At 68.9% G+C, this 12,679-nt stretch carries 9 protein-coding genes; 5 read left to right on the forward strand and 4 right to left on the reverse strand.

The genetic code is table 11. From position 1 onward, the window contains the following. Positions 1-38: 38 nt before the first annotated feature. The 3 genes from ACPXCS_RS32045 to ACPXCS_RS32055 are packed head-to-tail and all read right to left on the reverse strand — an operon-like array spanning position 39 to position 5,244. Complete coding sequence (locus tag ACPXCS_RS32045) at positions 39-1,904, reverse strand: hypothetical protein (protein ID WP_425950890.1); 1,866 nt, start codon at positions 1,902-1,904, stop codon at positions 39-41. Further along, a complete protein-coding gene (locus tag ACPXCS_RS32050; RefSeq protein WP_425950889.1) occupies positions 1,895-4,591 on the reverse strand; it encodes an NACHT domain-containing protein in 2,697 nt (898 codons plus the stop codon). Before ACPXCS_RS32050 ends, ACPXCS_RS32045 begins: the two co-directional genes overlap by 10 nt. Continuing rightward, positions 4,588-5,244 (reverse strand): hypothetical protein, encoded by a 657-nt coding sequence (locus tag ACPXCS_RS32055; RefSeq protein ID WP_425971077.1) that lies wholly within the window; start codon positions 5,242-5,244, stop codon positions 4,588-4,590. The genes ACPXCS_RS32050 and ACPXCS_RS32055 overlap by 4 nt, the downstream gene beginning before the upstream one ends. Before the next feature lie 425 nt (positions 5,245-5,669). Here ACPXCS_RS32055 and ACPXCS_RS32060 point away from each other — a divergent pair, with 425 nt between their 5' ends. From ACPXCS_RS32060 to ACPXCS_RS32075, 4 genes are read left to right on the forward strand one after another with little or no spacing between them, the layout of a single operon-like run. Next, positions 5,670-7,364: a KAP family P-loop NTPase fold protein gene (locus ACPXCS_RS32060; protein WP_425950887.1), complete on the forward strand. Its 1,695-nt coding sequence runs from the start codon at positions 5,670-5,672 to the stop codon at positions 7,362-7,364. Next, positions 7,364-8,212 (forward strand): hypothetical protein, encoded by an 849-nt coding sequence (locus tag ACPXCS_RS32065; RefSeq protein ID WP_425950886.1) that lies wholly within the window; start codon positions 7,364-7,366, stop codon positions 8,210-8,212. Before ACPXCS_RS32060 ends, ACPXCS_RS32065 begins: the two co-directional genes overlap by 1 nt. Continuing rightward, positions 8,209-9,480 carry a hypothetical protein gene (locus ACPXCS_RS32070; protein WP_425950885.1) on the forward strand — a complete coding sequence of 424 codons (1,272 nt, stop codon included), beginning with the start codon at positions 8,209-8,211 and terminating at the stop codon, positions 9,478-9,480. The genes ACPXCS_RS32065 and ACPXCS_RS32070 overlap by 4 nt, the downstream gene beginning before the upstream one ends. Beyond that, the gene (locus ACPXCS_RS32075; protein ID WP_425950884.1) at positions 9,464-10,228 is read left to right on the forward strand and encodes a TatD family hydrolase; all 765 of its coding nucleotides are present in this window, start codon (positions 9,464-9,466) and stop codon (positions 10,226-10,228) included. The genes ACPXCS_RS32070 and ACPXCS_RS32075 overlap by 17 nt, the downstream gene beginning before the upstream one ends. 56 nt (positions 10,229-10,284) lie before the next feature. On the opposite strand, the gene ACPXCS_RS32080 is transcribed toward ACPXCS_RS32075, so the two are convergent. Next, complete coding sequence (locus tag ACPXCS_RS32080; protein ID WP_425950883.1) at positions 10,285-10,953, reverse strand: pentapeptide repeat-containing protein; 669 nt, start codon at positions 10,951-10,953, stop codon at positions 10,285-10,287. A gap of 512 nt (positions 10,954-11,465) precedes the next feature. Here ACPXCS_RS32080 and ACPXCS_RS32085 point away from each other — a divergent pair. Further along, positions 11,466-12,617: a hypothetical protein gene (locus ACPXCS_RS32085; RefSeq protein ID WP_425950882.1), complete on the forward strand. Its 1,152-nt coding sequence runs from the start codon at positions 11,466-11,468 to the stop codon at positions 12,615-12,617. Positions 12,618-12,679 lie beyond the last annotated feature (62 nt).

The following is a 12,679-nucleotide window of genomic DNA, read 5'->3' on the forward strand; positions in this document are numbered from 1 at the left end:
GCGGTCGTCTGGGCGGCGCCGGATGGGCGGATGGCGTGTCATCGCCCTGTTCCTGACTGCAGGATGCGCAGCAGGAGAGCGGGGACCGAGACATCCGTGGCGGTGACGAAGTCGTGCACGGCGTCGGGCAGAGGAAGGTCTTGCTGTCGGTGCAGCCGCGTGTGCAGGTCGTCCGCGATGTCTGGGGTCAGGGCCGTGGCCGCGCTGTATAGGGAGGAGAGTTGGGCGGCCCAGGCGTCTGAGGTGTCCGTGCTGGTGATGGCTGCTTCGACCCGAACGCGCGCTTCGGGGTCACGCTCCAAGCGGCGGATGACCGCTTGGGCGAACGGCGGGTCGACGGATTTGGTGAAGTGGCTGGAGATCCATGCGCTGTCGTGGGCCACCTGGTCTACGAAGCCGGTGGCCTCGATGGCCGCGCATGCCAGCGGGTAGTAGACCGACACATCCACCTCGATCTGCCCGTGCAGGGCACGCTTACGCTGGAGTGCCTCCCAGGTGCCGGTGACGGCTGCATCGTCGGGAAACCCGGCGATCAGGGCGAGGAACGCGCCGGACGACGGCGGTGGGTAGTAGCTGCTGAGGCGGCTGTCCAGTTCGCTGTGCAGCGCGCGGCGCACCGTCGCGGCGTCGAGGCCGAGGCCGAGGGGGTCGGCCAGGAGCATGGGGGCGACAGCCCGTCGTCGATGGCCGCCCTCATGGAGATTGGCGATCAGAACGTCCAGCAGTTGCGGCTCCCCGCGGTGGACGTGGGAGTACCAGGCCAGCACGGAGTCGTGGGTGAGGAGGCTGGGGTGTCCGGCGACGGCTGCGGCCAGGTCCTGCGCGAGCTGTGGGTGGCGGTCGGCGACCAGCGCGAGGTACTCCCAGGCCGTGTCCGATTCGTTGGAGAGCATGCTGCCGCTGAGGCGCTTGAGGAGGGCGTCGCCGAAGTGGGTGCGCAGGGCGGGCCAGTGGTCGGCGATCTCACCGAGCACGAGCAGGTCGAGGTCGATGGCGAGGACCTCACCCAGGGGCAGCCGGGCGGGGCGCCCGTCATGATCGGCGAGGTCGTCCAGCAGGCTGAGCTGGTCAGTCAGCAGGGCGCCGAGCCATGCGGCACGCCGCCGTGCCCAGTTGTCGTGGCCGAGGCCTGCGGCCGCCCCGCGGATCACGCCGCGTGCTTGCTGCCAATCAGAATCGGGAAGGGCACCGCGGTCGCGGTCACGCAGCAGATGAGTGTGGAAGGCTGCGGAGGCGGCGGAGCGGACCAGGTCGTTCGGCTCGTCCGGCCAAAGGGCGGTCAGCCGGCGGATGAGGGCGCTGTCGCCGGGGTGGTCCCGCAGCAGGGTGCACAGGTGCAGGCGGGCGGCGGTGGGCAGGGGCGGGTGGGCGGCGTACAGGCGGCCCAGGACCTGCTGGAGAGCGTCAGGGTCGTTGCCGTAGCCGGCCAGGAGCGCGGCCAGGGGACTCTGCGGCCTTTGCAGCATGCTGCGGGCGCGGGCGCGGGTGCGGGCAGCGGTCGTTGCCGGTAGAGCAGCAACGACTGAGGCTTCGGCGGCGAGCTCGTACTCGTTTGCGGGTGTGTGCAGTGCGTCCAGGCACGTCTGGGCGATCTGCTCGGCTACCGGCCCCGAGGTGAGTGACTGCTGCTGGCAGCTTTCCAGCAGCGCCTGGACGACGATCTCCTTGCGGAAGCGGGTGTCTGCCGGTGGCGGTGTGCTGAGAAGGGCAAGGAGCCGCTCCTGCGCCGGCTGGGCACCCAGGACACGAACCGCCGCATTGGCCACCAGCGAAGCCCGGCCTGCCTCCCCGTTCAGCACGGTGCGCCGGGCCTGCTGCGCCTCGGCGTCGTGATCCCAGTGTTCGGCCAGCGCATCGGCCGCCCAGTGCGGGACACTGCTGTGCTGCAGCTCCTTCAGCAGCACGGAGCGCAGCACCGGCCCCGGTCCAGGGTGGTCAGGAAGGGGAGCTCGAAGTCCAGGAAGGCTTTCGGATCGTGTCGCAGGAGTTCCTCGACCGCGGTGGCCACGGCGGGCTCATCGGGGTAGGTATGAGCGAGCGCTCCAATGCCCAGGAACCGGATTTGGTGCGGATCATTCACCAACGTGCTGGTGATGTAGTCGATGACGGCCGCTTCCTGGGCGCAGGCCAGCAGCAGCACGCCCCACGCCACGCTCCGGGCGCCTGAGCCGGGGTGTCGACCGGACACGATCGACAGGCAGGTGTCACGTACCTGCTCGGCCTCCTCAGGAGCCTCACCCAGGCAGGCCGCGATGACGGAGGCGAGCAAGGACGTCCACATGTCACCGGTGATGTCCTCGATGGCCAGCCGGCTGAGCAGCCAGGCGCGTTCGTCGGCCGTCAGGGCGGGCGGCCGCGGCCCGTCCGCCCCGCGGCGGGTTGCGTCCTGTCCGGGCAGGACGCCCAGGACGGCAGCCAGGGCAGTCAGCCGCAGCCCCTGCACGGGCTGCTGCCGGGCTGCTGCCGCATCAGCTGTGACGCGGTCGTCGTGGGGCCAGCCCAGCAGCAGCCCGTGCAGGATCACCGCTGCATGATCGGCGGTGACAGCACGGCGCATCGCCGCCAGCATCGCCTGCACCACCTGCTCCTGGCCTGCCCGGGCACCATATCGGGCGGCGAGCGCGCGGGCGGCCGCCCGCGCGCTGTGCACGTCCTGCGACCTCAGTGCCGCCACCAGCAGCGGCCAGACCGGCTCGGTCAGCTCCTGGTCGCCGATCACCTGCCCCAGCCGGTGGAACACCTGAGGCGGCAACGGCTGGACGGCCAGCACCCAACGGGACAGCCGCGGCACTAGATCACCGCCCACTGCTGGATCGTCCAGCCCGGCCACACACGCGGACAGCAGCCGCTGCTGATGTCCGACGAGGGGGTGGTTGTCGATCACTTCCATGATCGTGGCTGCGTGACGACGGGCCTGGGGGACAGGCAGGCGGTTCCCGCCGAAGACGGCCTGCGCCCACAGTTCCCGCACGGCCAGCGCGGCCGGTTCCGGTCCGGCCGCCTGGTCAGCGAGGTCCTGGACCAACTGGCTGATCTCCTCGGTGCGCTTCAGCTGCCACAGGACGGCCAGCAGCACCTCGTGCCAGCGTGGATCCTGAGCGCGCTCCTCGAACAGGGCGCGCAGGTCTGCAAAGGACCACTGCTGGGCGGCCTGTTCGGCGGCCAGCTGCTCCAGCAGGACCCGGTGCAGGAAGCCGATCTCGCGCGGGCCGTGCCGGACCAGGACACCGAGCTGTCCCTCGGCGATGTCGACGAACCCCCTTGCCTGTGCGGCGGCAGCGGCCGTATCCAGGGCGAGATGACCCGGGTCGCGCAAGGCGCTGATGATGTCCGAGCGGACACTGTGCTCGGACACCGCCTGGACGTCACCGCGCCGTTGGTGGGCCAGCGCCACGTGAGCCAGGACCTGACGAATGTCGTTCGGGTGCAGTGTGTGGGGCTCCGCCGTGATGCCCGCCGCTGTGCCGCGCCGCGCGGGATGCTCACTCAGCAAATGGTCAATGGCGCTCCCGTATACCTCGAACCGCCTGGTCGGCAGCGGAGCTCCCGCCAGCCTCATGCCGGTCAGCAGGATCAGGAACAGCGGAATCCAGGCGAGATGGCGAAGATCACGCACGCCGGACAGCTCCTTGACGAACGCCTCGGCCTCCGTGCTGCCGTTCGCGGCAGAACCCAGCCAATGACCAGCCACCTCTCGCTGCTGGCGCAGCGAGAGTGGGGCCAGCGAGGCGTACTGCCACACCCCCGTCGGCTGGAGCCGCGACAAGCCGTAGGGGCGGGTGGCGGTCACCGCGGGCAGCTGGCGCTGGTCCAGAAAGGTCTCCAGCGCGGTGAGAGCTTTGCGCGCCGCGCTCTCGCTCACCCACTCATCCAGGCCGTCGATGACCAGCAGCAGCCGCTCATCGGCCAGCGCCCTTTCCACCAGCGGCCACAGATGTCCGACGTCGTACTGCTCCAGCCAGGCCCGCAATGTCGCTGCCAGCGATGCCTCGGCACCGTCGTAGTGCGCCAGCCGGCGGGTGAAGAAATGGAAGGGAACCCACAAGGGAAGACGGTCACCGAACTGCTCGGTCCAGCGCGGCAGAGCGGGAGAATCGGCGAACAGATCCAGCAGGGCAAAACGCAGCAGACTGCTCTTGCCCGAGCCAGGTTCCCCGACCAGGACATGGCGTCGTGCTCCGGCCAGCCAGACATCTGCGCTGGTGCGGATCCCGGTTGCCTCACCGGTCACCGCCGGGGAGGCGGCGCTGACGGCCACCGACTGCTCCCCGTCGTAGGCACCAGGCGCCGTGAGCGCCATCTCCGTTTCCCCCGGGCGGTGGCCGAAGGCGGACGCCTGCGCCCTGCGATACCAGGCCGTGGGAGACACCCCGGAGGAGACCCCCTCGGGGGTCGCCGGCTGGGCCGGCCAGCGGCCCAGCCGGCGGACCGGGAACACGTCGGGAAGAACGAACCGCTGCTGCAGGTCCGGCTGAGCCTGTGCGTGCTGCAGGGCGATCGTACCGGAGTCGGTGTGGGCGAAGAAAGTGGCGTAGAAAGAACCCAGCTGTTCACGGAGAGCGGCAACCTGCACGGCATCGAGCCGGGTCACCAACGAGGCCACCTGCTCGGGCCCGAACAGCTTCTCAACGAGGCCACCTGCTCGGGCCCGAACAGCTCCTCCACCCACGCGCGGCCGAAGAAGTCATGGACGACGTGCGGGCGTTGCTTCAGCCAGTCCGACAGATACTCCGCATCCCACACCTCGAAGGAGATGCCCTCCTCCGCCAGCCGCTCACGTTGCTTCACCACCTCGTCGGCGGTTTTTTGAGGGACGGCCGACAGACTGGTGGCGTAAACGAAGACCCGGCTGACCCCAGCCCACGTGCCGTCCAGGAAGTCAGTGACGGCCTCCTTGAGCTGGCTGGCGGTCAGCGACTTCACCCGCCGTGACTGCAGACTCAGGTAGACGCGCTCGGGAGCAGAGTCGCTTTCGGCTGAGCCGTCCGGCAAACGGACATACAGATCGATGCCCTGCTGATCCTGGCCCTGAGTGCCGTACAGGCTTCCCTGCGCCCGGGCGTCGTAGGCGCTCATGCGCCCGGTGGCGCTGTCGCCACCGGCATGATCGGCGGAATCCTCGACCGTCCCGCGCTCCACCGCCCGCTTCAGGCACAGCCGCTCGAAGTTCTCCCAGGCCAGATGCTCCAGCGGCAGGAGCTGCTCGCTCGTATGGACGGGCAGCGGAACCGTCTGCGGCGACACCAGCGTGTGCAGCCTGGCCGGCGCTTTGGCGTACTGAGATGGACTCGTCGGTGAGGCATGCCGCATACACACCATCATCGGCCACGGCGCCACCAGCCTGGCGGCAGTCGGCGCTAGCCGGCCCCACCCAGCACCGTGTCCACAGCTCCTACCGCCCGCCCGATTCACGGCGGCCAGCAGGCCGCATCTCCGTCGACGGCGACAGGATGCGAGCGTCGGCCGCGAGGCCTGGTCGGTGTGTCGCTCCCTGAGACCGCATCAGCGCTGTGCTAAGCATGATGCCAGCGACGAGAACGGTGCAGTAGTCGGGCACTGAGCTCTTGTGCTCGATCACCCGAGGCCGCTCCCGCGGTGACGCTTCCCCGACTGGCCGGGCCGGACGAGGGCAGGGCGGTGAAAGAGGACGAGCTTGCCGGGGGGACACGATGAGTGAGCTGCAACTGTGGGACGACAACCCGACAACGGTCGACCTTCTGGGGTTCACCTCAATCGTCGACACCGTCGCGGCTGCCCTGCAGTCCCGCTCCCTGGACCCCGTCACCATCGGGATCAACGCTCCCTGGGGCGGAGGAAAGTCCACCGTTCTGGGCCTGCTGCAGGACGAGCTTGGCCGTCAGAGCGGCTACCGAGTCATTCGCCTCGATCCGTGGGAGTTTGACGACCAGTTCGATGTGCGCGGCGCCGTCATCGGTGAAGTCCTACAGGACCTCCTCACGACCTATCCGGATGAAGGACTCGATGACCGGGTCAAAGACCTGTTGGAGCGCATCAGTTGGTCACGTGTCGCCTCCAGCATGGCCCGTGGCAGGCTGGTAGCACAGACCGAAGAGCTCGTCCAAGCACTCACGCCCCGATCGAAGGAGAACGCCAGGAGCCTGGCGGGCTTTCGCAGTGAGTTCGCCAAGCTGCTCCAGGACTTGGCTCCGCTGCAGCGGCTGGTCGTACTGGTGGACGACCTCGACCGGTGTCTACCGGACGCAGTGATGGCCACGTTGGAGGCCATCAAGCTGTTCCTGTCGGTTGAGAAGGTGGCCTTCGTGCTGGCGGCTGATCAGGAGATGGTGCGGGAGTCCATCGCCGTCAGCCTCGATGCCACAGGCCGCGGTGAACAGTTTGCGCAGCGCTACCTGGAAAAAATCGTCCAACTGCCCCTGTCGCTCCCGCGCATCAGTGCGGACGAGGCGGCCGCGTTCATCACTCTCCTGCTGTCCGAACAGCGCTGTCCGCAGGAAGAGCAGTACACACAGCTGATCGGACACGCGCAACAGCGACGTGCTCAGGGCCTGTCACCCGTCCTGGCCGACATGCAGAGCCTGCCGTGGGAACCCGACGCCGACACCGTGGGGCTGGCCAGCCGTCTCGCCACCGGCCTGTCAGCCCACCGCTCGGGAAGCCCCCGCAGCATCAAGCGGTTCCTCAACGCATGGGCGCTGCGCACCAGGATCGCCGAGCGGCACGGCATCGCCATCGAGGCCTCGGTGATCGCCAAGCTCATGCTGCTGGAAGACAGCCACAGCAAGGACTTCGAGACGCTCGTCGGACTCCAGGACGCCCAGCGCAGCGAACTGCTGCAGCGCTGGCAGGCCTGGGGGCGCGGCGAGCAGCGTGACAAACCCGACGAGGTCAGCGAAGCGAGCAAGGAGTGGGCCGCGTCCGACCCCGACCTCATCAACGCCCCGATCGGCCCGTATCTGAGCCTGGCGGCGTCACTCGTGAGTCTTACCGCCGCGGCCTCCCTGACACAGCAGCAGCTCTCCTGGGTGAGCGACCTGGCCAGCGCTTCGGACCCGCACCGCAATGACGCCCAGACACAGATCGTGGCTGCCCCCGTCGCCGACCAGCAGGCCGTCGTCCAGGCACTGATTCAGCGGGCACGCCGAGAGTCGGAAACCGATCACCTGGTTCAGTCCCTCGTCCACATAGCCATCCATACAGCCGAGCTGCGTCAACTGATCGCGCAGGGTCTGTGGGAGGTACGCAAGTACCTCCTGCCCGGGGCCGTCGTCGACATCGACAGCAGCGACGTCGACGAGCTGCGGGCGCTGCTTCCCCGGCTGGCTGAGGCCACCGACATCGAGCCTTCGGTGCAGCAAGCAGCACAGATGGCACTCGGGCGCTGATGGGCACCTCCGGCTCCTACGGCGGCAGCGGCACGTCCGACTGGCAGGAAGCCCACGACGCCTTCGACGCCCTGCCCGGTTCTGCTCCTGCCGGCACCGGCCCCGGGGATCCTTCCGATCCCGCGCAGGACCAGCAGCAGCCGCTCGACAATCTCCTCGACGCTCTCGGCGCGGCCCTGCAGAAGGACGACGCGGACCGCGGAAGGCCATCGGCCGCCGGGTACCCGCTCTCCGCCCTGCTCGCCTCTCCCCGAGGCAGCGGCGGCGGCGGGGGAGGGGGCGCCGGAGCAGGAACCCAAACACCCACGGGCAGAGCAGGCGCAGGTTCACGACGGCAGGTCGTCAAAGGCTCCGCCCGTGGGGCCGCTGCCCTTGCCGGCGCCTACGCGCTGCGCAGCGGCGACGCAGCCCGACTTCAGGAACTCGGCCTCGATCTCGCCGAACTGCGCAGCATGGGCCCACGGGCACAGATCTCCCGCATCCTGCAGGCGGTGCTCGGCGACGCAGGCCACCCCGACGAAGCCGCCCTGAGAAAAGCCGCCACCAGATGGGTCAAGGCCGTGCTCCTCGATCCCCAGCCGCCCGCACCTCAGGAGGGCATGCGAGGACTCGTCACCGAGTGGATTTACGAGCTCTCCCTGGTCGAACTCGGCTCCCAGAAGGCCCAGGGGAACCTGACCGCGCAGGAGGCGATCCGTAAACAACGATGGCTGCGCTCCTGGCTGGAGCGCCGCCTCAAAGGCCTCATCGTCCCCGATACACGACGCATGACCGTACAGGAATTCACCGCTACAGCAGCCAAGGTGACCGGGGAGGCACTGCGCATGCTGCGCGCACGACGCTCATGACCACTGCCATCGAAGTGCTCCCGCACGACGCCGATCAGCACGAACCCTCTGCCAGACCCCTGCGCTGGGCCCGTACGCGCGGCGACGGCCCGACCGCCGAAGTCACCGGCACCCTCGGGTGGGATCTGGACCTGATCGGGCGGGCCCCTGTGGCCGCGGCAGATCTGGCCCGTATCGCGGCATCGGCCTATCTCGCCGATCGCACGGCCCGCCGTCCCCTCACGTTCGTCAGGACGATCGAGCTCACCGCCCACACGGTGAACCCCGAACCCTGGAACGGTACGTGCGGCCAGCTCACCGAAGAGCTGCTGCACTGGCTCACCGGTGATGTGTGGCACCTGCACGCCGTACCCGCCCCGCCCACCGACCGCACCCTGACTCCCCTGGAACCGGCCGACGACGTCATGCTCCTCAGCGGCGGCCTCGACTCCCTGTGCGGCGCCGTCGACCACCTGACGGACGGCACCCAACGGATCCATCTGAGCCACTACGACGGCAGCACCGCAGTACGCAGCGCACAGACCAAAGCCCGCTCCTACCTGCAAAGCCGCGCCCCCCAGCCCCTGCGGCATCTCAGCGCCAAGATCTGCCAGACCGGCCCCTCCCCGGAGCCCTCCTCACGCAGCCGGAGCCTGCTGTTCGCCGCCCTGGCTGCCGCGACCGCAGCCAGCGCCGCCAGCCCGCAGACCACGGTGCCCGAGAACGGATTCACCAGCATCAACCCACCACTCACCCCAGCACGCGGCGGCGCCCTGTCCACCCGGTCCACTCATCCCGGAACCTTCAGCCGCCTCAACACCCTTCTGGCCAGCGCAGACATCTCCGTCCAGATCGCCAACCCCTACCTCCACCGCACCAAAGGCGAGCTCCTCGCACGCGCCCACGACCGCGCCGGAGCCACGCTGCTCGCCGCGGCCGCCGAGACCCTCTCCTGCGGCAAACTCGACGGGGCCCGCTATCCGGGCGGCAACGCGAACCTCAACTGCGGCCTGTGCGTGGCCTGCCTGGTACGCCGCGGGTCCTTCACCGCCGGCCCCTACCGCGACCCCACCGTCTACCTCGTTGACCGCCTAGAGGGCACCTCGCACCAGCGGCTGCTCACCAACCGTCGCAAAGACGTCCACGACGTCCAGCAGGCCATCCTCAACGGCATCGACGACACCGATATCCTTGCCGTCGGCGATCTGCCCCCCGAGACCGACTTCGACGCCGTCGTGGACCTGTGCCAGCGAGGCCTCCAGGAACTGAGCCGTGTCCCACTTCCCTGACGAACTACCTGCGCTGGACTGCCACGCCCACATCGCCCCCGACGTCACCAACTCCCAGATCGACGCACTCCACGGAGCGGTCGTGCTCGCCATGACCCGCACGCCGGCAGAGACCACCCACGCCCTGCGCCGGAGGGACACCACGCTGGTCTGGGGCACCGGCGCGCACCCCGCGGTACCGGCCGCGCTCAAGGCCTTCAGCCCACGGCAGTTCCGCACCACCCTGAAGCAGACCTGCCTCATCGGCGAAATCGGACTCGACCGCCGCGGCAGCCTCGACACGCAGCGCTCCGTGCTCACCCAGATCCTCGACGCCGCCCGCGACGAGCCGGTCATCCTCTCCCTGCACAGCAGCGGGCGCACCGGACCCCTGATGGACCTGCTCACCAGCCACCCGCATCCGGGCATCATCCTGCACTGGTTCCTGGGCAGCCCCGCCGAGCAGAAACAGGCCCTTGACCTGGGCGCCTACTTCTCGGTGAACGCCGCCATGCCAGACGGTGCCCTTACCGCGCTTCCCTTGCACCGCCTGCTTCCCGAGACCGACTTTCCCGCCAGCAGACGGACCACCCGAGCGACCCGCCCCGGAGTCGTCGAGCCGATCGAACAGCGGCTAGCCCAACTACACGCCACGACACCACAGCTGATCAGACGCCGCTTCTGGCAGAACCTGCGTGAACTGACCACCCGAACGCAGGTACTGGACCGCCTGCCGGAGCCCATCGCGGACTGGGCCCTGGAAGCCTGACCCCAAACGGTCCGGCATACGCCACGAGAGACGGCAGAATACGCCCGCCACGGGGTTCACTCACTCACGCCGACGCGATCGACGATCTCCGGGCGGCCGGCCAGCGAACCTGGTAGACGACATCCGCGCAGACTCCCCGCCCGGAGGAGCTGCGCCTCCTTCAGCCCCCGCGCGGTAGACAGGTTGGCGCGGGTGAGATCGGTGTCCGCCAGATCGGCGCCCTTGAGGTTCGCACCGCGCAGATCCGCCTCGGTGAAAGTGGCTCCTTTCAGCAGGGCCCCCTGCAAAGAGGCGTCTCGGAGCTCTGCACCTTTCAGATGGAGGCCAGCCAGGTCTACCGGCCTACGACGGCCGCCCCACCGAGAACGCTTCACCGTCAGCGCACGCAGCGCCTCCAGGACCTGCTCCTTCGGCTTCTTCGGCAGCTGCGCTGCATCCAGCGCCGTTGTCGCAGCGTCCGGTGTATGACGGCGCACGAAGGCATTGAGTACCCGCGCCGCATGCTCGCCCTGGTCCGGTGCGTCCTGGACGATCTGCTCCATCGCCAAGACACCCCCGATACGCACATACTCCTCGTCCGAGCTCAGCCGCTCCAACGCCTTGGTGAAGCGATCAGTGACCTGACCCCGGCGACTGAGCCGAAAGGTACGCGCCGTATAGGTCAGGGCGATGCCGGCCCCGACAGCGGCGACCACCTGTACCACCGCCAGACGGAACTGGCCCACGGCCGCTGCACGACCAGGGGCATCCAGAGAAGACCAATCGCTGCTCGTCACCCAGCGCGTCAGACGCCGAGTGAGAGGAGTGAAGACGAGAGCCAATACGCCGGCAAGCAAGGCCGCACCCATGACTGACAGAGCGATCCACCGTGTCCTCCTCCACCACATGCGATCTTTCTACCGTGCCCGGCCGTCATGGTGCACACCGCGCGCTCGGGGCCGTGTGCACCATGACGGCTTCGGCCTGCAGGCCCCGACACGTCAATCCGCCCGACAAGGGCGAGTCCTGGCCGTCAGTGTGGGCAACTGGGTGCACGGTCCTGCCCGACTCCTCACACACCGAACAACGCCGTCTGCCCCGGGCGAGTATTCCAGCGCGGCACGCAGTGAGCGCCGCGCCCTACACGTGACTGCTCCTCCCTCGTGACACCTGGGTGGCTGCAGGGCGGGGAGAATCGGACGTGACGGCTTGCGAGACGCCATAACGCGGGTGCACCGCATCGGGGAGGAACACGACGTTGAACACCGTACGGGCCCGGGTGTGGCAGTTCCGGGTGCAAGGGGCGATGGTGACCGCCACACAGGTCGGACAGGGTGACCTGGGGGTGGGGCTGGCCCGGCTCATCCACATCAACGCGCTCGCCTGCGACCTCAACCGGGTCGTCGACTACCGGACCAAGCAGCTCGAGGTCCGCCTTCTGGCCAGCTATCTCGATGCCCCCAGCGCCGGTGCCCCGCTCCAGGTCGATCACCGGGCATTTGTGGCGAGCTCGCGGCACATCCGCGGCTTCGTCACCGAAAGCTCAGGGCTGGGCATGCTGACGGCGGCCAGCGAAGCCCTCTTCGCCTGGGACAACGCGGCGCACGCCCTGCACAGTTTCGACGCACTGCCCGGCGGCATCCTGTCGGGCTATCAAAACGGCGGTGTCAGACCGGACTTGCTGTTCCATCTGCCTGGCGGCCGCGTCGCGGGAGAGGCCCGGGGTCGGCATCGCCGCGCCAAGACGCTCCTGCCGACGCGGCCGCTCGCCGAGCAGAAGAGGCGACTGCAGGAACTCGCTCTCTGGTCGGCGTCCCACCGCGACCACGCCTACTTCATGAGCTGGGTCTGGATCGGTCGCTCCGGCGTCGCCGTGGACATCTTCCTTCCTCAGGACCAACGCTGGGACGGTGCACTGGACGCCCGCTGGAAGCGGCAGAGCGCAGGCGACCAGTGGCGCTTTCCGGTGGAGGACCCCTTGGGGCAGATGCCGGACGGCGATCCCGAACCGCCGCCCGCCACGCCATCCACCACGGACGCGCTGCAGCCAGTGATGTCGGTGCACGCTGCTGCCCCCACACCACCCAGGGCCGACCCGGTCTCACTGACCGGCCGCTTGGTACAGCGGCTGTACGACACCGCCCCCGCACTCGACGCGGAACTCGCAGACATTCCCGTCCGCGGCACCTGGGTGCCCGCCGACGCGCTGGGGCCTGCCCAGTACGAGGTGCTGCTGGCCGTCCTGGCCGAACAGCCCCCACCTCAAGCCGGTGTCCGAGAGCGACTCGCACGGGCCGAAGGCCGCTTCGACGCCTGCCTCGACGGGCGCCTGCTCACCGTCGTGCGCTCAGCAGCCCAACCGCCACCAGCCTGGCAGGACTTGGAACAGGTGCTGTTGAGCCCGGCGTGACACACCGGGATACCACTGGTCCATAACGAGGCTGGGGCGAGGAGGCAGTGGCCATGCGACGG

Origin of the sequence: Streptomyces sp. DT190, assembly GCF_049846985.1 — a bacterium.
GTDB lineage: Bacteria > Actinomycetota > Actinomycetes > Streptomycetales > Streptomycetaceae > Streptomyces.

What these genes read in the sequence shown, in the direction of transcription:
- ACPXCS_RS32070 (WP_425950885.1), top strand. Translation starts at nt 8,209, where the DNA reads ATGACCACTGCCATCGAAGTGCTCCCGCACGACGCCGATCAGCACGAA.
- ACPXCS_RS32065 (WP_425950886.1), top strand. Translation starts at nt 7,364, where the DNA reads ATGGGCACCTCCGGCTCCTACGGCGGCAGCGGCACGTCCGACTGGCAG.
- ACPXCS_RS32060 (WP_425950887.1), top strand. Translation starts at nt 5,670, where the DNA reads ATGAGTGAGCTGCAACTGTGGGACGACAACCCGACAACGGTCGACCTT.